General features: G+C 33.7%; 21 protein-coding genes. 8 read left to right on the forward strand and 13 right to left on the reverse strand.

What is annotated here, in order from left to right; all coding sequences use genetic code 11:
* Positions 1-25: 25 nt before the first annotated feature.
* Entirely contained in the window at positions 26-2113 is a 2088-nt protein-coding gene (locus AC2D8I_RS03705; protein WP_484704644.1) for a M13 family metallopeptidase, read from the forward strand.
* 326 nt (positions 2114-2439) lie between these two features.
* Positions 2440-4716, forward strand: a complete 2277-nt coding sequence (locus AC2D8I_RS03710; RefSeq protein WP_484704645.1) for a GEVED domain-containing protein — start codon at positions 2440-2442, stop codon at positions 4714-4716.
* 108 nt (positions 4717-4824) lie between these two features.
* Here AC2D8I_RS03710 and AC2D8I_RS03715 read toward each other — a convergent pair whose 3' ends face one another.
* The 4 genes from AC2D8I_RS03715 to AC2D8I_RS03730 form a co-directional block, all read right to left on the reverse strand.
* Positions 4825-5538 carry a 3'-5' exonuclease gene (locus tag AC2D8I_RS03715; protein ID WP_484704646.1) on the reverse strand — a complete coding sequence of 238 codons (714 nt, stop codon included), beginning with the start codon at positions 5536-5538 and terminating at the stop codon, positions 4825-4827.
* An 83-nt stretch (positions 5539-5621) separates the two neighbouring features.
* Complete coding sequence (locus tag AC2D8I_RS03720; protein WP_484704647.1) at positions 5622-6773, reverse strand: serine hydrolase domain-containing protein; 1152 nt, start codon at positions 6771-6773, stop codon at positions 5622-5624.
* Between the two features lie 54 nt (positions 6774-6827).
* Entirely contained in the window at positions 6828-7304 is a 477-nt protein-coding gene (locus AC2D8I_RS03725; RefSeq protein WP_484704648.1) for a methylated-DNA--[protein]-cysteine S-methyltransferase, read from the reverse strand.
* A gap of 3 nt (positions 7305-7307) precedes the next feature.
* Positions 7308-8429, reverse strand: coding sequence for a CNNM domain-containing protein (locus AC2D8I_RS03730; RefSeq protein WP_484704649.1), 1122 nt, complete (start codon positions 8427-8429; stop codon positions 7308-7310).
* Between the two features lie 551 nt (positions 8430-8980).
* On the opposite strand from AC2D8I_RS03730, the gene AC2D8I_RS03735 reads away from it, so the two are divergent.
* Together AC2D8I_RS03735 and AC2D8I_RS03740 are read left to right on the forward strand one after the other, a co-directional pair.
* Positions 8981-9319: a hypothetical protein gene (locus AC2D8I_RS03735; RefSeq protein WP_484704650.1), complete on the forward strand. Its 339-nt coding sequence runs from the start codon at positions 8981-8983 to the stop codon at positions 9317-9319.
* A gap of 2 nt (positions 9320-9321) precedes the next feature.
* Positions 9322-10656 carry a hypothetical protein gene (locus AC2D8I_RS03740; RefSeq protein WP_484704651.1) on the forward strand — a complete coding sequence of 445 codons (1335 nt, stop codon included), beginning with the start codon at positions 9322-9324 and terminating at the stop codon, positions 10654-10656.
* 102 nt (positions 10657-10758) lie between these two features.
* Here the strand turns inward: AC2D8I_RS03740 and hemB are convergent, their stop codons facing one another.
* The 9 genes from hemB to hemA form a co-directional block, all read right to left on the reverse strand.
* Complete coding sequence (gene hemB / locus AC2D8I_RS03745) at positions 10759-11748, reverse strand: porphobilinogen synthase (RefSeq protein ID WP_484704652.1); 990 nt, start codon at positions 11746-11748, stop codon at positions 10759-10761.
* A 198-nt stretch (positions 11749-11946) separates the two neighbouring features.
* Entirely contained in the window at positions 11947-12720 is a 774-nt protein-coding gene (locus AC2D8I_RS03750; protein ID WP_484704653.1) for a hypothetical protein, read from the reverse strand.
* A gap of 13 nt (positions 12721-12733) precedes the next feature.
* The gene (locus AC2D8I_RS03755) at positions 12734-13120 is read right to left on the reverse strand and encodes a YchJ family protein (protein WP_484704654.1); all 387 of its coding nucleotides are present in this window, start codon (positions 13118-13120) and stop codon (positions 12734-12736) included.
* Between the two features lie 9 nt (positions 13121-13129).
* Positions 13130-14032: an oxygen-dependent coproporphyrinogen oxidase gene (hemF, locus tag AC2D8I_RS03760; RefSeq protein WP_484704655.1), complete on the reverse strand. Its 903-nt coding sequence runs from the start codon at positions 14030-14032 to the stop codon at positions 13130-13132.
* 36 nt (positions 14033-14068) lie between these two features.
* Complete coding sequence (locus AC2D8I_RS03765; RefSeq protein ID WP_484704656.1) at positions 14069-14416, reverse strand: 5-carboxymethyl-2-hydroxymuconate Delta-isomerase; 348 nt, start codon at positions 14414-14416, stop codon at positions 14069-14071.
* A 56-nt stretch (positions 14417-14472) separates the two neighbouring features.
* Positions 14473-15246, reverse strand: a complete 774-nt coding sequence (locus AC2D8I_RS03770) for an EI24 domain-containing protein (RefSeq protein WP_484704657.1) — start codon at positions 15244-15246, stop codon at positions 14473-14475.
* A gap of 81 nt (positions 15247-15327) precedes the next feature.
* Positions 15328-16356, reverse strand: coding sequence for a uroporphyrinogen decarboxylase (hemE, locus tag AC2D8I_RS03775; protein ID WP_484704658.1), 1029 nt, complete (start codon positions 16354-16356; stop codon positions 15328-15330).
* 92 nt (positions 16357-16448) lie between these two features.
* Positions 16449-18032 (reverse strand): hydroxymethylbilane synthase, encoded by a 1584-nt coding sequence (gene hemC, locus AC2D8I_RS03780; protein WP_484704659.1) that lies wholly within the window; start codon positions 18030-18032, stop codon positions 16449-16451.
* Positions 18025-19275: a glutamyl-tRNA reductase gene (gene hemA / locus AC2D8I_RS03785; protein WP_484704660.1), complete on the reverse strand. Its 1251-nt coding sequence runs from the start codon at positions 19273-19275 to the stop codon at positions 18025-18027. The genes hemC and hemA overlap by 8 nt, the downstream gene beginning before the upstream one ends.
* A 180-nt stretch (positions 19276-19455) precedes the next feature.
* Between hemA and AC2D8I_RS03790 the strand changes: the two genes are divergently transcribed.
* The 4 genes from AC2D8I_RS03790 (at position 19456) to AC2D8I_RS03805 (ending at position 23700) form a co-directional block, all read left to right on the forward strand.
* Positions 19456-20376, forward strand: a complete 921-nt coding sequence (locus AC2D8I_RS03790) for a helix-turn-helix transcriptional regulator (RefSeq protein WP_484704661.1) — start codon at positions 19456-19458, stop codon at positions 20374-20376.
* 212 nt (positions 20377-20588) lie between these two features.
* On the forward strand, positions 20589-21620 hold the full coding sequence (gene hemH / locus AC2D8I_RS03795; protein ID WP_484704662.1) for a ferrochelatase: 1032 nt from the start codon (positions 20589-20591) through the stop codon (positions 21618-21620).
* Between the two features lie 6 nt (positions 21621-21626).
* On the forward strand, positions 21627-22172 hold the full coding sequence (locus AC2D8I_RS03800; RefSeq protein WP_484704663.1) for a CopD family protein: 546 nt from the start codon (positions 21627-21629) through the stop codon (positions 22170-22172).
* A 70-nt stretch (positions 22173-22242) separates the two neighbouring features.
* Positions 22243-23700 (forward strand): sensor histidine kinase, encoded by a 1458-nt coding sequence (locus AC2D8I_RS03805; RefSeq protein WP_484704664.1) that lies wholly within the window; start codon positions 22243-22245, stop codon positions 23698-23700.
* Positions 23701-23736 lie beyond the last annotated feature (36 nt).

Raw genomic sequence — 23736 nt, forward strand, 5'->3', positions numbered from 1 at the left:
TTAAAAACCCGTCAAAAAACTACCAATGAAAAAACTACCACTTATGGGTACTATAGCTTTATTAAGTTTGGTATCATGTAAAGAAGACCTTAAAAAAGAAACTGCGGAAGCCGTTGTTGAAGAAGCCGTACCAGGAATTAATTTAGATTTTATGGATACGTCAGTAAAGCCTAATGAAGATTTTTTTAAATATGTAAACGGAAAATGGTTAGAAAGCAACGAAATCCCTGATGATAGAACTTCATGGGGAAGCTTTGCTGAATTACGTAAAAAAACAGATGCAGATGCTTTGTCAATATTGAAATCTGCAATGTCTAATGATAAAGATATTGAAAGGATAGCAGTACTTCCTGGTTCAGATCAAGAAAAAGCCGTGCACTTATTTCAAACTATAATGGATACTATTGGAAGGAATAAACAAGGTTTAGACCCAGTTAAACCTTATTTAGAGAAAATAGATGCTATAAAAAATATAACAGATTTACAGGCTTTTTTAATAGAAATGGAACCCAAAGGAGGAGCTGGTTTTTTTGGTTTTGGCGTAGGTTCCGATCCTAAGAATAGTAATAGAAATGTAGCCTATTTAGGTGCGGGAGGTTTAGGATTACCAGATAGAGATTATTATGTGAAGGATGATGAAGATTCTAAAGAAAAGAGAGCTAAATATGTTGCGCATATTACTAGAATGCTACAATATTTAGGAGATACAGAGGAAGAAGCACATAAACAAGCAGAACAAGTTTTGGCATTTGAAACGCGTTTGGCAAGACCTAAGATGGATAAGGTAGATCGTAGAGATGCTCGTAAACGTTATAACCCAAGATCTATTGCAGATTTACAAAAAATGGTGCCTGCAGTAAACTGGAAAGATTATTTTTTAGGAATTGGAGTAAAACAATTGGACACAGTAATTGTAAGTGAGGTAAAATATTTTGATGCCTTACAAGATATTTTAGCAGAAAACAATGTGTCAGACTGGAAAGCATATTTGCGTTGGTCTGCATTAGATAGTGCCGCAGGATTACTTACAACGGAATTAAATAAAGCTAATTGGGACTTTTATAGTAAAGAATTGAGTGGTGCTAAAAAGCAACGCCCTATAGAAGAACGTGCGCTGCAAACATTAAATGGAACTGTAGGTGAAGCTTTAGGTAAATTGTATGTAGACAAGAAATTTCCACCAGAAGCGAAAGTAAAGGCAGAAAAAATGATTAAAAATGTCATTTTAGCTTTTGAAAAGCGAATAAATAAGCTGGATTGGATGAGTGAAGATACTAAGAAGAAAGCTATTGAAAAGCTTAGAGCTACCAAAGTGAAAATTGCATACCCAGATAAATGGAAAGATTATTCAACATTAGAAATTAAAGGTGTTGAAAATGGAGGTTCGTATCTTCAAAATATACTAAGCGCAAGGGCATGGAATTTTAAAGATGATTTAGATAAATTAGGCAAAGCCGTAGATAAGAGTGAATGGTTTATGGCCCCACAAGTCGTAAATGCATATTTTAATCCTTCTTATAATGAAATTGTATTTCCTGCAGCCATTTTGCAGCCTCCTTTTTATAATTATAAAGCAGATGATGCTGTAAATTACGGAGGAATAGGCGCTGTTATTGGACATGAAATATCACATAGTTTTGATGACTCTGGCGCACGTTATGATAAAGATGGTAATTTGAATAATTGGTGGACAGATGAAGATTTAAAGCGATTTGAAGGTCTAGGAAAAGCATTAGCAGATCAATACAGTGCTATAGAAGTCTTACCAGAGGTAACAATTAATGGAGAGTTTACATTAGGAGAGAACATAGGAGATCTTGGCGGAGTTTTAGCAGCGTATGATGCCTTACAAATGAGTTTTGGTGATGAAAAACCCGCAGCTATAGATGGTTATACACCAGAGCAACGGTTTTTTATGAGTTGGGCAACAGTTTGGAGAACAAAAATGAGGGAGGACGCTTTAAAAACAAGGATTAAAACAGATCCACATTCACCAGGAATGAACCGCGCAGTACAACCTTTGTTAAATGTTGATGCCTTTTATGAAGCATTCGGTATTAAGGAAGGCGATAAAATGTATATTGCTCCAGAAGATAGAGTTAGAATTTGGTAATAAGCAAAGATCTAATTTTTAAAAAAGCGTCTAAAATTAATTTTTAGACGCTTTTTTTATTGGGTATCTATATCCACAAATATTTATTGTTGTTTTAAGTGAACTTATGAGTAATAAAATAATTTTTTAGTATTCTAAAATCGTATTGAACTTTGTTAAGCTTTAAAAGTAACAAAATAATTACGGGAAAAACCGTACTTTCTAATGAATGATTTTTTTTAATAGCACATTTTATCGAAAACTAATATTGAATACTCGTTCGGTATTGCTTTAATACTTTTATTGCGCTGCTAATAAAAAATTAATTAAATTATTAAAGTATTTTTATGAAAAAAACAATTACCCTATCATTGTTTAGTTTCCTTTTTGTTTTCACTCTTTTTGCTCAAGAAAGAGGCTGTGGAACAATGGGAAATTTAGAATTTCTAAAACAACAAGATCCAGGCTTAGAAAGGCGTATGGATGAGATTGAAGCTTTTACTAAAACAAAGGTTGAACAAATGGAAGCCACAAGTAATAGAATTGTTGGAGACATTATTACAATTCCTGTAGTAGTACATGTTCTGTACAGAAACGCTACAGAAAACATTAGCGATGCTCAAATACAATCTCAATTGGATGTATTAAATGAAGATTTTAGGAGAACCAATCCTGATGCTGATAATACTTGGCCTCAAGCAGCAGATACGCAAATAGAGTTTTGTTTATCTACAATAGATCCTAATGGGAATGCTACAACAGGTATTACTAGAAAATCCACAACACGTCATGATTGGGGAGCAGATAATGATGCAAAGCGCTCGTCTGATGGTGGAATTGATGCTTGGAATACCGATGAGTACCTAAATATGTGGGTAGTACCAAAAATGACAACTGTATCTGGAGGAGAGGTTATCAACCTTTTAGGTTATGCGCAATTTCCTGGAGGCCCAGCCTCTACAGATGGATTGGTTATGATTTATAATGCTTTCGGTAGAGTTGGAGCTGTTTCAGCACCTTATGACGGAGGAAGAACAACAACACATGAAATTGGACACTTTTTAAATTTACGTCATATTTGGGGAGATAGCTTTTGTGGAAATGATTTTGTAAGCGATACGCCTACACATCAAACGTCAAATGGCGGGTGTCCTGTTGGAAAAGAATCTTGCTCGTCTGTAGATATGGTTCAAAATTATATGGATTATACTAATGATGCTTGTATGAATTTATTCACATTAGGTCAAAAAAACAGAATGAGAGCAACATTGCTTAATGGAGGGCCAAGAGCAGCTTTAGCAGCATCAGACAAATGTGGTGCAGTAGCGCAACCAACATGCTCAGATGGAATTCAAAATGGAACAGAAACAGGAGTAGATTGTGGCGGTTCTTGTGCGCCTTGTCAAACAGGAAATCAATATTGCGCATCAGCAAGTACAAATGTTAGCGATGAGTATATTAGTCGTGTGCAATTAGGAGGAATTGATAATAATTCTGGGGCACAGTTTTATTCAGATTTTACTTCTATCTCAACAGACTTGTCTAAAGGGGCTGAATATACTATTAGTGTCACTCCAACTTGGCCAGGAACTGTATATAATGAAGGTTACGCGGTATGGATAGATTATAACAATAATGGAAACTTTTCAGATGCAGGAGAATTAGTATGGTCTAAGTCACCAAGTAATGTAACACCTGCTACAGGGACTTTTAATGTGCCTGTAAATGCTACAACAGGAGCAACAAGAATGCGTGTGGCATTACAATATGAAGCCATTCCAACATTATGTGAAGAAACTTTTGAATATGGTGAAGTAGAAGACTATACTGTTAATATTACAGATGGTTCTTCGGCAGGATGTACAACAGGCGTGAGTTCATTCCCATACACTGAAGGGTTTGAAAATACTTTAGGAGATTGGTCTCAAGAAACTGAAGATGATTTTAATTGGACGCTAAAAAGTGGTAGTACAGCATCAAATAATACTGGGCCATCTAGTGCTAATCAAGGAAGTTATTATATCTATATGGAATCTTCTGCTCCTAACAATTCGAGAGACAGAGCGATATTAAATTCTCCTTGTTTAAACTTAGCTGGTTTAGGGCAAGCAACAGTTACTTTTAAATACCATATGTATGGTGCTAGTAATATGGGAAGTTTAGCATTAGAGGTAAGTACTAACGATGGTAGTTCTTGGACTAGTATCTGGAGTGAATCTGGAAATCAAGGAAATTCATGGAGTACTGCTAATGTAAGCTTAAATAGCTATGCAGGGAATAGCAATGTGAAATTAAGGTTCAATGGTGTTACTGGTGCGACTTGGCAAGGTGATATGGCTATAGATGGACTTTCAATTACAGGAAGTTCTACAGCTAGAGAATTAGAGTCTGTGTCCGATGAAGTGTTTAACCTGAGTATTTATCCTAATCCTGTTAAAGAAACACTTTATGTAAAAGCAACAAAATCTTTACCTTATACCGTGGTGAATATGATTGGTCAGCAAGTGGCTAAAGGAAATACTACAACTAATGGTATAGATGTAAGCGATTTAAAATCTGGTTTATACATGATTCAGTTTAATGCGAATAGTAAAATAATTACTAAAAAGTTTATTAAGCAATAGTATAAAATTAGCTAATTAAATTTAAAAGCCTCGATGAAAATCGAGGCTTTAGTTTTTTATATAGTGTAATTTAATTAGGTAGGTTTATGTGATTTTTTTAAGAGCTAATTAAACGTGAATAATTTCATCTTCATCTAGAATGGCGTCACCACGTAACCTTAAGAATATTTGAGCGACAGCAATAGTATCTTTTTCGCAATAGGTAACAATACGATCTATTTCATTATTTTCATAATACACGCTGTAAACTTCACTACCATCTATATCATCTTTTGGAGAAGGAATTCCTAATACATTGGTTAAAAGTTTAAGCGAAGTGTAGCTTTTGTAATCACCAAATTTCCATAAATCCATTGTATCTAAATGTGGGACTTCCCAAGGTTTTTTTCCAAAGAGATTGAGTTTATGAGGTAATTCAATGTTGTTAATAATCATACGTCTTGCAATGTACGGGAAATCAAACTCTTTTCCATTATGAGCACAAAGCAAGTGTTTTGCTTGGCTAAAGTGGGTAAGTATTAAATTTTTAAAATCTTTTAAAAGTTTTTCCTCTGCTCCAAAAAAAGACGTTGTTCTAAACAATCGTAGGTCATTATGCGTCGAAAAATAACCAACAGAAATACAAACAATTTTTCCAAATTCTGCCCATATTCCAGCACGCTCGTAAAATTCTTCAGCAGAGAAGACTTCCTTTCGTTGGTATTTAGATTTTAAATCCCAAAGGTCTTGTTTGCTTTTGCTTAATTCTGAAAAATGTTGCGTTTCAGGAACGGTTTCTATGTCAAGAAATAATATGTTCTCTAAATTAAGTTTAGATATCATAGGTTTTTATTTTATTGAAAAGCTGTATTGATTTTGAGAAAAAGAAAACAGAGTTTTACAAAAAAAAGCTTAGCTCAAAAAAATTAACGCTTAGCGTTTAACATTTTATAGGCTTCATCTATATATATGGAAACGTCTTTGGTGTATTCTCCAACACTGGCTTCTGGTGATTTTTGATGTCCTAAGCGAACAATGATAATATTATCTTCAGGTTGAACAATAACATATTGTCCTAAGTGACCTCGCATTAGTTTAAAATTTCTCTCATTTTGTGTTTTCAACCACCAGCCATATCCATAAGCATCACTAAAACGTGGGGTTAAGGATTTTGCGACAAAACTAGAGTCTAAAATCTGGTTCCCGTTCCATTTTCCATGGTCCTTATATAATTTACCAAATCGAGCAAAATCTTTGGCATTACTCGCAATACAGCAATAAGCTTTTACCAAGTCATGGTCTTTGCTATCTACCTGCCAAAAAGCATCGTTTTCAGCTCCTAATGGTTTCCAGAAACTCTCTTCCATATATTTATATAGCTTTTTTCCTGTTGCTTTTTCAATAACCATAGCTAGCATTTGTGTGTCTCCACTAGCATATTTATATGCCTGACCTGGCTCGTCTACAACTTCCAGACCTAACATTACCTTTTCTAAGTCATCATCAAAATACGCTCGTGTGGTGATCGATAATGGGGAATAATAAGCTTCATCCCAATTGGTTCCTGAAGACATTGATGATAAGTCTCCAACAGTCATTTTTGCAGCTTTACCTTCTTTAAATGTTGGTAAAAAATCTCCAACAGGCTGGTCCAGACCTTTTATATAACCTTCCATAATAGCTTTGCCTAATAAACCAGAAACATAGCTTTTGGCCATCGAAAAGGAGTTGGATTTTGAATTAGCGTTATAACCCTCATAATAGTTTTCAAACCAGATGCTATCATTTTTAATAATTACATAAGCAATAGTACCGTATTCTGTATTAGCTTTTTGTAGGGCATCGGTTTCTTTTACAGTATTATAATTTTTGTGATTAGGCCATGGCTGAGGGGTTCCTTTTTCAATAGTTCTATTGTCGAATTTATGGTAATCATCTAAAAAAGCTGTTGTATAACCTTGCATATAAATGGTACGAACAGCCTTTATTAAATAATCAGTATCTGTAGCATATAGCAAAACAATAGAAAATAAGAAAAATAGAACTACAATCTTAAGTAGTTTTTTAAGAAAAGTCATAGAAAAAGATTTTAAAGGATTTAAAGATAAGAAAATAAACCTCGTATAAGGACACTAAAATAGTGATTGTTGTTTATAAGGGCTTTCATGTTCTAAAAGCCATTGCTTTCTATGTAAGCCGCCTGCATAGCCTGTTAGGCTACCGTCACTCCCAATAACTCTATGGCAAGGTATAATAATCCAAAGTGGGTTTTTGCCATTGGCATTAGCTACAGCTCTTATGGCTTTAACATCTCCTAATTGCTTTGAAAGCGAGAGATAAGAGGTGCTTTTGCCATAAGAAATGGTTTTTAAAGCGTCCCAAACACGTTTTTGAAAAAGTGTGCCTTTAGGGTTTAGTTTTAAGTTGAAATGCTTTCTTTTGCCTTCGAAATATTCGTTGAGTTGTTGTACGCAATCTTTTAGAACCTCAGGAATAATTTTTGAAATAGGAGTGTTAGGGTTGGTTAAGATAGAAACGGAAGTAATGCCATTACAGTCACCTTCAATTTTTGTAACTCCTAAAGGTGAGTTGATAAAACAGCTTTCCATTGTTTAATCTTTTTTGTTTTCGTTATCTATAATACCTAGTTTTTTTGCTCTAGCTTCCCAGTTTTTTCGTGCTTGTACTTGTAAATCAGAAACATTATCGCTTTCATCCATAATCTCTAGTCCCAGTAGGGTTTCTATAACATCTTCCATTGTTACTAAACCGCTAACGGTACCATATTCATCAACAACTAAAGCCATATGATTTCGGGTTTCTACAAGTTGTTCAAATAATTTAGGAATAGCGATGTCTCGATTTACTATAATAATATCTCGTTTTATTTCAGCAAGCTTTTTCGAGCCATTACCTAAAGCCATTTCTTTAAAAATTTCATCTTTTAAAACAAGCCCTTTAATATTATCTTCCATATTGGAATATAGGGGGATTCTAGAAAAACGAAGGTTGAGGTTTTTATTAAAAAAATCTTCAACAGTTGTCGTTTCGCTTTCTGTTTTCATAACCGTTCTGGGGGTCATAATATGTTTTGCTACAATGTCTTTAAACGTTAAGAGGTTTTTTATAACCTTACTTTCGCTCTCTAAAAACACTCCTTCTTGTTGTGCCATATCTGCCATTACATGGAAATCTTCACGACTTAAAACACTGCCGTGGTGTCCTTTACCTCCAATTAATTTTGTGGTTAGTTGTAAAAGCCAAAGGATTCCTGTCCATCGTAAGGGAAAAATAAGCACTTTAAGGGCTTTGGTTGTAAATTTTGCTAAGCTTTTCCAGTAGGTTGCTCCAATGGTTTTTGGGATAATTTCTGAAGCAACTAATATTAAAATAGTCATTATTGAAGAAACAACACCTACCATTACATCTTCAGTGAAGCTTATTCCTAGAAAGGATTTTGTTTGGCTGCCATATAATTCTGCATATGCTATTTTAGCTTGTACTCCTACAAGAATGGCACCAACAGTATGTGCTATTGTGTTTAAGGTTAAAATAGCAATAAGAGGTCTGTCTACATCTTTTTTAAGTGTTTCTAGCTCGTTTGCAAAGCCTTTGTTTTCCTTTTTTTTAACATTTATAAATGTTGGTGTAACACTAAGTAAAACAGCCTCAAGTATAGAGCATAAAAAGGAGAAAAAAATTGATATGAAAGCGTAGAATAATAGTAAAGCCATCCAGAGTTTTTATTTGATGCTAATTTAATTAATTTTTTTGATCCTTTCGGTTAAGTGGTCTTAATTGCGTAATCAATTTTAGTATCGCATCTTAAGAAGGTTTAATAGGGATAATATTTATTTAAAAGCATATTACTTTCCTGTAAAAACGTAACATTTGCAGTGGTTTCTTAAGCAAAAGAGTTGTATCGTGTTTTTAGCGAGCGTATTTTTTTAAAACTAAAATTTAAAGTATAGTCGTATTTAATTTAGTTATTATAAATACCTTGTATTGGGATTGTCTTAAGTTTTTTTAGTTCTCAATTTTACAACTATTACTAGGTGTCTTAAAAAAACACCTCGATATTGATTACCTTAGTAGAAAAGGGGTTAACTTAAGTTGTGATAAGGAAAGCGTAAACGACCAGACTTTTAAAAGGAATACTATAAAGAAAGTAGATTGTGAAAAATGTAACTAACTAGATAAATAAACACTTGTGTATTGCTATTGAAGCAAAATAATCTCTTCAAAGAAAAAATAATAATACAGCTATAACCTAAAATCAATAATTATGAAAAATATTATTAACAAAATTAATTACAATGTAACCCCAGGAACACGTTATTATTTGACTATTGTTTTCGGCAATGGACAGATAGGTAATTCAACTTTTAAAAGCGTTAGCGGGCAATACCACACGGGAGCGATTATGAATATAGATATAGGAACTGGAGCCCAATTGGAAGCGCAGTCTATTCTTATAGGATCTTTGGTAACAGATACCAACCCTTTAACTAATATGACAAGTGTTTCTTACTATATTAATACGGAAGAATTAAAAACCTATGAAACAGAGGTAGAAGAGTCTAATGCGTCCATTTATTACACAACTAAAATTTATTTCAAATAATTATGAAACCAAAAATTATACTTATCGTTTTTTTTGTTTTGAGTATCACGCTTTCATATGCTCAAGATATAGACCTTACTGAATTAAAGGCGCCCACGTCTCCAGCCTTTACTATTTTAGGAATACAACCTACAGAGATTGCAAGACCAACGACTTTTGATGCTTTTAAATCGAGTTTGTTTAATGATTTTTCTGATGATGATGGATTTAGTTTACCTCAAAATTTAGCCTTAGAATTTACGCCATTTTGGTTGTTTTCACATAAGAATTTGACTTTTGAAAACATACTAGAATCTAATAATATTGGGAATAATATTTTGTATAATTCTTCCTTTTCTGTAGCAACTATAGACATAAAGGATGAAACGGATTCTTTAAAAATAGGGACGAGAATGGGGATAGGCTATAGAACAATGATTTTTAAAGGCAGTCCTTCTAAAGCTAATAAAGAAAAAATATTAGAAGCTGTTGAAGAGGTGAATAATATACAGAGAGCAGCCACTGGTGTTATAAACCCGCTGCAGCAATTAGCATCAGACACTTTAATTACGAATTTAGACGATTATATTAAGCAAGTTCCAAAAGAAATGGAGCAATATTATGATAGTGAAGGCATAGGTGAATCTAATAAGGAAGCGGTTAAAACAGCCGTAAATGAAACTATTATGCCCTGGTTGAAAGCACAAGATGCTTCAGAAATAAATACCAATGAAAAAGTTCAAGAATTAATAAATACGAGCTTGTTAAATACGGTGTATGCTAAGGATAGTAAAGTGAGCACTCTTATTAAAACGCTTTCAGAAAAAGCAAAAATGGTAGATAGTTTACTGGATGCTTCTAAAACTCCTTACAAAGGGTTTTTCTTAGAATTTGCGTCCTCTATTGCGTTAGATTTTGAAAATGATAAATTTAATGACAGTAAAATTCCTAAATGGGGAATTTGGTTAACGCCTTCCTATCGTTTAGAAAATGAGACTTTCGAATTTTTAGGCGTTTTACGTTATCTTAAGAATGAAGTATTACAAAACACGGTGTCTGATAATATAGATTTAGGGGCGAAGATTGTTTTTCATAAAGATAGATTTTCGCTTTCAGGAGAGTTTATACAGCGTTTTCAAGACGCCGATTTTATGGATAATTCCGGAGAATCAGAATCAAAAAATGATTTAAAAGCGACGTTGAATATAGAATATAAACTAACAACTAATATTTTGTTGACTTATACTTTTGGTGAAGATTTTGATATTAATACGGAAACAGAAGGGAATATTATTTCTACGGTAGGTTTAAGTTATGTTATTGGTGGAAATACAAAATCAATAGCACTGTTTGACTAATATTGTATATATAAATATAGTATAAAACTATCACATTGAATAACTTATTTTAAAAAGGATATTCGATGTGATAGTTTATTCAAAAATATAATGATTTTTGTTTTAAGAAATTAATTTTACAACATCTTTAGCAAAATAACTTGCAATTACATCTGCTCCAGCACGCTTAATAGCTGTAATTTGTTCCATCATTACTGCATCATGATCTAGCCAACCTTTTTCTGAAGCTGCCTTTAACATTGCATATTCTCCACTCACTTGGTAAACGGCAACAGGAACATCGATTTCATTTTTTATTTCACGGACAATATCTAGGTAGCAAAGTCCAGGTTTTACCATAACAATATCTGCGCCTTCATCAATATCCATTTCAGTCTCTCTAATGGCTTCAAAACGATTAGCGTAGTCCATTTGATAGGTCTTCTTGTCTTTTGGAACGTTTTGAAGGTCGGCAGGAGCAGAATCTAAAGCATCTCGAAAAGGGCCATAGAAAGCAGAAGCATATTTTGCAGAATAACTCATAATTCCAGTATCTGTATAGCCTTCATCTTCTAATGCTTCACGAATGGATATAATACGGCCATCCATCATATCACTAGGGGCTACAAAATCGGCTCCAGCCTCAGCATGTGACAAGCTCATTTCGGCCAATATTTCAACAGTATCGTCATTTGCTATTTTGCCATTTTCAACAATGCCGTCATGACCAAAAGAAGAGTATGGATCTAAAGCAACGTCCGTCATTACCAACATACCTGGGCAAACAGACTTTACTGTTTTAATAGCGCGTTGCATTAAGCCTTTAGGGTTTAATGCCTCTGTTCCTTTATTGTCTTTTAAATGCTCTGGAACCTTAACGAATAACAACACCGATTTTAAGCCCATTTCCCAAAGTGTTTTGATTTCATTTTCAAGTAAATCTAAGCTATAACGGTAATAATTAGGCATAGATGCAATCTCTTCTTTTACAGCTTTACCTTCCGCCACAAAAAGAGGAACTAGAAAATCGTTAGGAGAAATTATCGTTTCACGAACTAAGCTTCTAATCGCTTGACTTGTTCTTAGTCTTCGGTTTCTTTTTATTGGATACATTTTATTGATTATTAGGTTATTGGTTAAATTTAGTTATTATTTGTGGTCGTGAGGGACTTCTTTTTTTATTTTTTTTAAGCGACTCAAAATGAGTTGATTCCTTATTTATACGTTTGCTTTTAAATAATCGAAGCTTCATTTTATTGCTATGGCATAGGTTTTTATAACCCATTTTTTCGATTATAAATAGGATCCAATTTATTCTAAGTTACGAATGAATTTTTCAACATTAATTTCAACATCATCTTCTCCTTGTTGATCAAAAGGGTTTTCTAAATGTGATTGAATATTGTCTAAAGCAACTAAAATTACGCTAAATAAAACAGGGACAGCATATTGTAAACCATAATTGAAATTAGTTGCATTTTCAGCAAAGTGAGGTCCGTAAATAATAGGTAGTATAATTATGAAAATATCGCTATATGTTCGTAATGTTCTTGGTGTTCTGTACTGGTAGATGTGCTTGATGCGTTCAAAGGAAATCATCATTTTACTTAGAAATTGATTGGAACGCGAAGCTTCTCCAGACGGTAAGCCATAACTTCGCATTTTTTTTATAAACAGCGATAATTTTCTAAAACTATTGTATACTTCTTTCTCATTGTATTCTAATTCAGCAACAGAATGTGTAAAGATTTGTTTGCAAGAATTTAATAGCTCTGAAAGGTGTTCTTTTAGCTCCGTTTTTAATTCTTGAGGTGGGTTTTCTAACCAATCGGATACAGCAAAATATAAAGTTCTGCCATGGGCTTTGATTGCGCCATATTCGTCTAAGGCGATCTCTCGACGTTTGTATGCACCTCCAATAGAAAATACAATAGGGAAAACGATGGCTGTACTAATTAATGTAAGTGGAAAATTAGCTTTGATATGGAAATGTAAGCAAAATGCTGTCGATGCAATTGCGAGGCTGGTGATGATTAATGTCTTCCAATTTATAATTAAACCAATACGTTTAATACGTTTTAACATGTTTGCGTCATTTTTAATTGCTTAATCCTAGGTATTTCCATTGCTTGTTTTCTTTAACAAAAGCCGATTTTTCATGAATGGTATCTGCTTTTCCGTTTTCAAAAAAATAAGCATTAAATGTTACTGTTCCATGAGTATCATTTTGAGAGCCCTTAGTTGTTTCTAGTATTTCTAATGCGATCCACTTGACAGATTTTGCCCATTTAACAATGGCTTTTTTTTCTTTTATTGAACGTGTTTTTGAGTGGTGACTTTCCATTAAATAATCACCATCAGCCAATACAAAAGCGCTATATCTCGAGCGCATTAACTGCTCGGCGGTTAATGCGTGATTAATATTTTTATGAATTTTTTCACAACAATTAGAGTATGCTTTTAGGCTTCCGCAGTAACAATTCATTTTAATAAATTAAATCCAATCTTTTGGGTTTTGTAATATGTTTACCAATCGTTCTTCTTCACTTCCTGGCTCTGGGGTAAAGTCGTAAACCCATTGTACATGTGGTGGTAAACTCATTAATATGCTTTCAATTCTTCCGTTTGTTTTTAAGCCAAAAAGGGTGCCTTTGTCATGAACTAAATTGAATTCAACATAACGACCACGGCGAATTTCTTGCCAATCGCGTTGTGCTTTAGAATATTCTAGATGCTTTCGTTTTTGAACAATAGGGACGTAGGCTTGTAGGAAACTGTCTCCAACCTCGGTAACAAAGGCATACCATTGTTGCATGCTCATATTATCTGAAGCTTTGCAATAATCAAAAAATAGTCCTCCAACACCACGACCTTCATTTCTGTGACTGTTGTAAAAATAGTCATCACAACGTGCCTTGTATTTAGGATAAAAGCTAGTGTCGTGTTTGTCGCAAGCAGTTTTACAGGTTTGATGGAAATGTGACGCGTCCTCATCAAATAAATAATAGGGTGTAAGATCTTGGCCGCCACCAAACCAGCGGTCAACTATTTTTCCAGTGTCATCATACATTTCAAAATATCGCCAGTTTGCATGTACCGTTGGAACCATTGGACTTTTAGGGTGGATCACGAGACTTAAACCGCAGGCAAAAAAATGCGCATCTTTAACACCGAAATAATCTTGCATTGTTTTTGGAAGTTTTCCGTGTACACCAGAAATATTTACGCCTCCTTTTTCTATGATATTTCCATTTTCAATAACGCGAGTTCTTCCGCCTCCGCCTTCAGGACGTTCCCAAAGGTCTTCTTTAAATTTAGCTTTGCCGTCTATAGCTTCAAGTTTAGCTGTAATTGTGTCTTGTAATTCGTGTATGTAATTGAAAAATTTATCTTTCATGAGCTCTTAAATTTAAAAAAGGAAAAACTAGAATGTTTATACCATTGTTTTGTTGCAGTATGTTGCTTTTTCGAAGTCTCTAATATTTATAGATAATATAGGGACTTTAGGGAATAGGGCCTTTAGTTTTTCTACCATCAATTTTGAAAGGTTGGCTTTTTGTTCTAGTGTTCTTCCTTCCATAATATTAGCAAAAATATGTATAAAATCATCCTTTTTACCACCGACAAGATAGTGTTCGGGGAATGTGTTTAAACGAACTTTTATATCCGATTCTTCAAATAGTTTTGAAGATACTGCTGTGTTGTGTATTTCTTCTAGTATTGCTTCTGGTTTTACAAAGCTTAGAATCGGTTTTGAGCAGTCTATTACAAAATGTGGCATATGTTTTTTTTAAGATCTTTTTTATAGCGGAAAGCGGTTTACTAGTAAAAGTGAAATTAGCTTATTGTTTTGTTAATTGAAAATGCAGCTTGTTTTTCTGCTTTTATTAGTTCTAACGTTTTAATAGAGGCTGCGGTTACAGAAAACGGTAACACAATGATAATTCCTATAATGGGAATTAAAAGGAAAAGTATAAATACAATACCATTTCCAATGGCAATACCTTTATATTTCTTAACAAATAAAATACTTTCTTTGTATTTAAAATGGCGTTCTAGTGTGTAATCCATATTTCCAAAACCAGCATAATACGCTTGAATCAAAAAGAGAAGTAGTGTTGATAAGATTCCTATTAGGGGAATGAAGCTAATAATTAAAAGCGGTAGACTAAATAAAAGCTCTTTGCATAAATTTCTGCCATTAATTCTAAGGCCTCTCCATAATTGTGCTTTCAGTGAGGTTGATTTTACGGCAAGCTGTTTTTCTCCGTAAAAATGGGCTTCTATTTTTTCTGAAACAGGACTCATAAATGGCGCCGAAAAAGCCATTACAATATGCTTGTAAAGTATAAAACCTAAAACAATTACAATTACTCCGCCAATAAAACTGGAGATGGTGGTAAATGTTTCCTTTCCAGTCTCCCATATCCAAATTTTAGTTATAAAATGACCAATATTATCAGATAATCCGTATGCTGTAACCCCAATAATAGTAGCTGTTAGAATACTAATAATAATGGGAATTAAAAAGAACCTCCAAAGGTTTAATTTAGAAATTAAAGCAAGCGTTTTAGTATAAGCCTTTATACTGTTAAGAATGTTCTTTATCATGCTGTTATTTTTGGGTTAAACCATACTTAAAGAGTGTAAAAACCAATTTTATGTTACTTAAAAGAACCTCATTAAAATGAGTTATTGCGCTTTATATTCTTTTACAGCATCTATAAATGCTTTAGCATTATCTAATGGGATATTGGGCAATATACCATGTCCAAGATTTACAATGTATTTGTCTTTTCCAAACTCATTAATCATTTGATGTACCATTTTTTTGATTTCTGAAGGAGGGGAAAACAAACGTGTGGGATCAAAATTTCCTTGAAGTGTTATATTGCCTCCTGTTAAGTAACGTGCGTTTCTTGGAGAACATGTCCAGTCTACACCAAGAGCAGCGGCACCAGATTTAGACATTTCATTTAGAGCAAACCAACAGCCTTTACCAAAAGCGATAACAGGAGCATGCTCTTTTAAAGCATCAATGATTTGCTGAATGTACTGCCAAGAAAACTCTTGATAATCTACAGGCGATAACATACCTCCCCACGAATCAAAAACTTGGACAGCATTAACTCCTGCTCTTACTTTTTCTTTTAAATATGCGATTGTAGTGTCTGTTATTTTTTGCAATAATTGGTGGGCAGCTACTGGGTTTGTAAAACAAAATTCCTTAGCCTTGTCGAAGTTTTTACTGCCTTGTCCTTGAACACAATAACATAAAATGGTCCATGGAGATCCTGCAAAACCAATTAAAGGGACTTCATTGTTTAATTTTTCTTTTGTTGCTTTTATTGCTTGATATACATAATCCAAAGTACTCGTTACATCTGGAACAATAACCTTATCAACATCTTGTTGTGAGCGTATAGGGTTTGGCAAATATGGCCCAAAGTTTGGTTTCATTTGCACTTCTATATTCATTGCTTGGGGAATTACTAAAATATCAGAAAAAAGAATAGCAGCATCCATGCCATAGCGACGAATGGGTTGTACCGTAATTTCACTTGCTAATTCAGGAGTCTGACAGCGAGTAAAGAAATCGTACTTTGCTTTAATTTCCATAAATTCTGGAAGGTACCTTCCCGCTTGACGCATCATCCAAACTGGTGGGCGTTCTACAGTTTCTCCTTTTAATGCTCTTAAAAATAAATCGTTTTTCAACATATCTTTATGTGTTATCCCTACGGTGTAAGGTTTTTTTAGTGGACTTCCTTTTGTAAATAATAGTGATTTTAGCTCTTTATATAGCTAAAAAATTATATGTAATGCTCATTTACCAATTCAATAACACTTTCTACAGTTGGTAATTTTGCAATTCGTATATCTTTAAAGTGTTTTTTTGCCTCTTTAGCAGTAGATTCTCCAATACAAAAAGCAATCATATCCTCTTTAACATTATTCTCTTGTTTGTAACTCTTAACTGTTGAGGGACTATAAAACATAACGCCTTCAACATTCTCGTCAATCTTTACTGCATCAAACTTCGTTTGATAAGCTTCAACTTCATTGACTTTTATATTGTTCTCGGTAAGAATATTCGGTAAATCATCTAACCTTAAATCGCTACAGAAATATGAGACTTCATTACCTTCCATAAACTCTACGAGATGCTCTGCTAATTTCTTAGCATTTTTTTCAGTATGTAAAACCGGCCCTATTTTTTTTTCAACTAAACGCTTCGTTCGGCGACCAACACAATAGATATTTTCAAATTGTAATTCTGTAGCCGAATAGTTTGTGATTAAGGATTCAATCGCATTTTTGCTAGTAATCACTACATTCTGAATTTTATTCTTTAAATGACGTGGGTGAATCCTGTTTAAGTTTATTTTTATAAAATCTGAACTTTCTGGGACTACTTTTTCGTGAAATAACAGCCGTTGATCCTCTGTAAAGGATTTTGTAGAATAAACATTCGTTTTTCTGTAAGCATTTTTAATGTTATCCATTAAGCGTTTACCGCCTTTTTCGATAATATAGTCGGCAGAAAAAATAGCTAAGTCGTTGTGTTCTCCTAATTTTTTACTTCTTTTTATTTCTATTTTTTTAGTCCCATCAGGACTTAAAAGAATACCATGGAAATGAACCTCTTCGTCTTTTATAAATGCCAAGGCTCCTATGGGAGCAGTACAACCGCCTTCTAACCTATTAAGAAATGTACGTTCTATTGTTGTACAAATTTCAGTTTCTTCATGATTGATTTCTTTGCATATCGTTAATATGTCTTCATCTTCAGCTAAGGCGGTAACCATAATGGTGCCTTGTCCTGGTGCAGGAACCATCCAGTCTAAGTTAATGGCTTCTTCAGGTCTTAAGTCTAATCGGCCTAAACCAGCAGCGGCAAAAATAGCGCCATTCCAAATATCACTGTCTTCTAGTTTTTGTAAACGCGTATTTACATTCCCACGGATATCCTCTGTGGTATGTGTAGGGTAACGGTTTAGCCACTGTGCGCGGCGGCGTAAGCTGCTTGTTGCGATAACACCTTTTCGAGAGCCTAAAAACTCTTCATTGTGTTTATAGACTAAAGTGTCTCTAACATTACCACGCTTTATAACTGCTGCTTGTACGATTCCTTTAGGTAATAACGTTGGGACGTCTTTTAGGGAATGTACAGCAATATCAATGTCGTTATTTAGCATCGCTATGTCTAAGGTTCTGGTAAAAATACCCGTAATCCCTAGCTCGTAAAGTGGTTTATTTAGAACAATATCTCCAGTAGCCTTTACAGGAACTAAAATAGATTTATGACCGAGGTGTTCTAATTGTTTTTGTACTATGGTAGCTTGCCATAACGCTAATTCGCTATCGCGTGTACCAATTCTTATGGTTCTAGACATTTTTTGATTGTTCTAACTGAAACACTTTCTTTATAAGTTCAAGACTATCATTTGTAGAGATATTATCGTCTTTTAAATGATGGGCAAAGTGATTGGTTATTTTTTGAATAATATTGTTGCTTATCAATTCGGCCTGCTCTTCGTTAAAATTGGAGATTTTTTTACGTTGTGTATCCAACTCTGCAGTTTTAAAATCTAAAAGCTTGTGTTTTAAGGCTTTTATTGTAGGAGCAAATTTACGGGTTTCTAGCCAGCCATTGAATTCGGTTTTTACGTCTTCAATGATGCTTTCGGCTAAAGGAATATGAGCTTTTCTGTTTTCTAAGGTTTCATCTGTGATTTGAGATAAATCATCTAAATGAACAAGAGTGACATTATCTAATTCTGAAACGTCTTGGTTAACGTTTTTAGGAATAGATAAGTCTAATATAAGTAATTTTTTTTCAGATTGGATTAAGTATTTGTCTATTGTAGGGTTTTGAGCACCTGTAGCAACAATTAAAATATCTGAGGTGTTTATTTCCTCTTGTAAATCGGCATATTCTTTTACTAAAAGATTAAACTTTCCAGCAATAGCTTCTGCTTTATCTTTGGTTCTATTAATTAGGGTTATATGCTCGTTTTTGGTGTGTTTCACCAAGTTTTCACAAGTATTTCGACCTATTTTACCAGTTCCAAAAAGTAAAATATTTTTTTCTGAAACATTTTTAACTTGTTTTAGAATGTATTGAACCGAAGCAAATGAAACTGAGGTGGCACCTGAAGATATGTCTGTCTCTGTTTTTATACGCTTACTCGCTTGTATTACAGAGTTAACTAAACGTTCAATAAAAGAATTGAGTAATCCGTGTTTTCTAGACAGCTTAGCGCTTTTTTTAAGCTGGCTTATAATTTCAAAATCACCTAGTATTTGACTGTCTAAACCCGAACCTACACGAAACATATGTGAAATGGCATCTTTGTTTTTGTAAACATAAGCTACTTTTTGAAATTCTTCTATGGTCCCTTTTGTATTGTCGCAAAGTAATTGTATTAATTGAAAAGGATGCTCTGCAAAACCGAAAATTTCAGTTCTGTTACAGGTAGAAGTCACTATTAGACTTTCTATCTCATTTTGGTTTGCTTGGTTTAATAATTTTAGTTTAGCCTCTTCGTCTAAACTAAAATGTCCTCTAATCTCTGCATCAGCTTTTTTGTAACTCAACCCAATGGCGTAGAAATATGTACTTTTTGTATGTTGCATTATTTAATTTGCGAAGCTTATCATTACAAGGAACAAAAATATGCTTAGTCATCAATAAAAAATAACGCTTAAAGAACTTTAAGTGTCGCTATGTGGGTTTTAGGCATGTTTTAGCCGTAAAACGGTTAAAAACACCTATTTTTGTAGTGATAGCAACACTTTTAAAATAATTAATTTAGAATGAATCTAAATAAAAGAATTGATAATACTAATAATAATACTTCTAAAAATGTCGCCAAAGGTTCTTTTAATGAAACCGAAATCGACGAAGAGGTTTGTGTTTTAACCTATAAAAATGAGACGAACGATTCTCAAATAATTGTTAGAGAGATTGATAGTAGCTTTATTCAATTTCATTTTTGTGTTAAAGGGAAGAGTGCGTTTAATTTTAATAATGGACGGTATACTTTGGATGTACAGGAAGAGCACTCCTTATTATTGTATAACCCGCAGAGAGATTTGCCTATTAATTTAAAGGCCAATGAGAATACGTGGTTAATATCTGTGCTTATTTCTATAAAGAAATTTCATAGTTTGTTTTCTCAAGAAGCAGATTACATTACTTTTTTAAGTGAAGATAATAAGGATAAAAAATATTATAAGGACGGCAAAATTACGCCTTCTATGGCAATAGTACTTAATCAATTAATTAACTATAATTTAAATCAGTCAATTAAAACCCTTTATTTTAAAGGGAAAGCATATGAATTGTTGAGCTTGTATTTTAATAGAAATGAAGATGCAAATGTAGAGCAATGTCCTTTTTTGATTGACGAAACTAATGTGATAAAAATTAGAAAAGCGAAAGATATTGTGATCGCTAGAATGTCTGAGCCACCAAGCTTAAGTGAGTTAGCAGATGAAATAGGATTGAGTCTTAAGAAATTAAAGGAAGGCTTTAAGCAAATTTATGGGGATTCTGTTTTTAGTTTTTTATTCGATTATAAAATGGAGTTTGCTAGGAAATTATTAGAATCAGGTGAGCATAATGTAAATGAAGTGGGATTAAAAATAGGGTATAGTACTTCGAGTCATTTTATCGCTGCTTTTAAAAAGAAATATGGCACAACTCCAAAAAAATACATTCAGTCTATAATATGATTTTAAATTTTAAAAATGGGCTTGTCTTATTGGAGAAGAGAAGTAATCGTATTTTTTTTAGGGAGTGCTTTTTTGTAAATTAAAGAGGGGCTTTATGCGTTTTATAGCTCTAAAGAGCAGCCTTTAAATTGCTTTTAATATTGAGTGTATGATTTTTAAGCCTGTTACAAATTAGAGTTGTATTTTTGTTTAATTAAATGTGATTGATTAAAATGAAAAAAGGAATTTTACTAGTAAATCTTGGTTCTCCAGAAAGCCCGGAGCCTAAGGATGTTAAGAAGTATCTGGGTGAGTTTTTAATGGACGAGCGTGTTATAGATGTTCCGCTATGGGCAAGGACCTTACTTGTAAAGGGGATTATTTTAAATACAAGACCCAAACAATCTGCAAAGGCTTATAAAAAGATTTGGTGGAAAAAGGGTTCTCCGCTAATTGTATTATCGGAAGAACTTCAAGAAAAGGTGCAAGATCAGGTGGAGTTTCCTGTGGCTTTGGCTATGCGGTATGGGAGCATGACTATCAAAAAAGGATTGCAAGAATTGGTAGATAAAGGAGTGGAAGAGGTGATGTTAATTCCTTTATATCCACAATTTGCAATGGCTACAACAGAAACAATTTTGGTTTTGGCTGAAGCAGAGCGAAAAGCGCATTTTCCAAATCTAAAAGTAGAGTCCTTTCCAGCATTTTATAAGGAACCAGAATATATTGAGGTGTTATCAAATTCAATACAAAGGCATTTGAAAGGAAAGAAGTATGAGCATTTGTTATTCTCATATCACGGTGTGCCAGAGCGTCATATCCGAAAAAGTGATATAACAAAATCACATTGTAAAATCGATGGGAGTTGTTGTAAAACAGCATCTAAGGCTCATGAGTTTTGTTATAGACATCAATGTTTTGAGGTTACAAGGTTAGTGGCAGAGAAATTAAATTTAAATGAAGATGCTTATTCTACCTCTTTTCAGTCTCGCTTAGGTTTTGATCCGTGGTTATTACCATATACAGATAGAACCATTGAGCGTTTAGGAAAAAAAGGAGTCAAGAATATGGCTATAGTTACCCCTGCGTTTGTTAGTGATTGTTTAGAAACCTTGGAGGAAATAGCAATGGAAGGTGAGGAGATTTTTCATGAAGTTGGCGGAGATGAGTTTACAACAGTGCCTTGTTTAAATACAGATGCTGCTTGGGTAGCGCTTATTGTAAAATGGGTTAAAGCTTGGGCTGAAAAAACGGTAGCAGTATAAAAAAACATGGCGTATAATTACATAAAGTCTTTACATTTAATCTTTGTGATCACATGGTTTGCAGGGTTATTTTATATTCCTAGACTATTCGTATATCAAATTGAAGCGTTTCATAAGGCGTCACCAGAGAAAGAGATTTTAGGAAAACAGCTAAAATTAATGGCAAAGCGATTGTGGTTTATTATCACATGGCCATCGGCAATATTAGCCATATTGTTTGCGGTGTGGCTAATAGTATTAGTGCCGACGTGGTTGCAGCAACCTTGGATGCATGTGAAATTGGGGTTTGTTGCATTATTAGTCCTTTATCAAATTCAAACACATATTTATTTTAAACAATTACAAAATGATATCGTAAAAAAGAGTTCTAACTTTATGAGACTGTGGAATGAAGGGGCTACTTTTATTTTATTCGCTGTTGTGTTTTTGGTTGTTTTAAAAAGCGCTATTAATTGGGTTTTTGGTGTTGTCGGTATTATTGTTTTGGGAATTTTATTAATGCTTGGATTTAAAATTTATAAACGTATTAGAGAAAGAAACCCTGAGGCATAAGTTGTTATTTAAATAGTGGTTCAGTTGTTGATGGTGTAGTGCTAATGCGATATAATAAAGAAACAATTAAATGAGGTTAAATAAGTTGTCCTTAAGGGTTAGAATATTTATAGCAATGATATTGTTGGTTCTGTTATCGTCAATATTAACGGGAATGCTTTCGGTTATTCAGAAAAACGAAGAAGCACAAACCTATAATAATGAGCGTTTGGTGCGAAAAGAAAGAACGGTAATAACACGATTTAACTATATAATAAAGGAAACATCATATCCTGTTGTTACCGAAAAAGTACCATTGATTTTTAAGGATAAAATTCAAGAAGTTGCAGAAATTCATAATCTATGTCTTCCTGTGGAGCTTTACGATTTAGAAGGAACTTTTCTTATTTCTTCAAGATCAAAATTTGGATTTGAGAATAAAAAAGAATGCCTCGATGTTTCTATTTTAAATGCGTTGTTTAATACGGCCGAACATCGTTACGTAATAAAGGGTGTTGAGAATGGAGAAGCCTTTAGGTCGTCTTACAATTATATAATGGATGGAAGGGGTAGGCCTTTAGCTATTATTAATTTGCCCTATCTTGAAAAGGACGATTTTTTTGAAGACGAATTACAATCATTCTTAGGGCAGTTGATTCTTACGACATTTGTAGTTTTCTTAATAGCGATAGCATTAGCCTTTTTTGTTTCAAAGTATATAACCAAATCGCTAAAGGCAATAGGCGATAAAATGCGGACTACACGTTTGGAGCAGCGTAATGAAAAAGTGGTTATAGAGAATGTGAGCGAGGAAATTTCAATTCTTGTAAATTCATATAATAGTATGATTGATGAATTGGAGGAGAGTGCGGTTAAGTTAGCGACAAACGAAAGAGAGCAGGCATGGCGAGAGATGGCGAAGCAAGTTGCTCATGAAATTAAAAATCCGTTAACTCCTATGCGATTAACGGTGCAAAGCTTTCAGCGAAAATTTAACCCTTTAGATGAAAATATTACACAAAAATTGGATGAATATAGTAAAACTTTAATTCAGCAAATAGATACCATGAGTACTATTGCTGAAGCTTTCTCTAATTTTGCAAAAATGCCAGCACAGCAAAATGAAATGCTTAATGTTGTTGAGGTTGTGGACTTGTCTCTAGAAATTTTTAATGAGAACTACATTACATTTAAATCAGAAAAAAATAAGCTTATCGCTAAATTTGATCGTACGCAATTAATTCGTGTGGTTACTAATTTAATTAAAAATGGAATTCAGGCTATTCCAGAGGAGCGTACACCAGAAATATTGGTTGCTGTTTCAGAAGAAGGAAAGATGGTGAAAATTAAGGTCTCTGATAATGGGATTGGGATTTCCGAAGAGAATAAACCTAAGGTGTTTGAACCTAAATTTACCACAAAAACTAGCGGAATGGGATTGGGGTTAGCTATGGTTAAAAACATAGTAGAAACCTATGGTGGAAGTATTACTTTTGTGTCTCAAAAAAACGAAGGGACAACATTTACTGTAACATTTCCAATGGGATAGTTAGCTAAAGAGGTAATGAAATTTAATAATTAGAAT

Source organism: Lacinutrix sp. YIN62 (genome assembly GCF_057219185.1).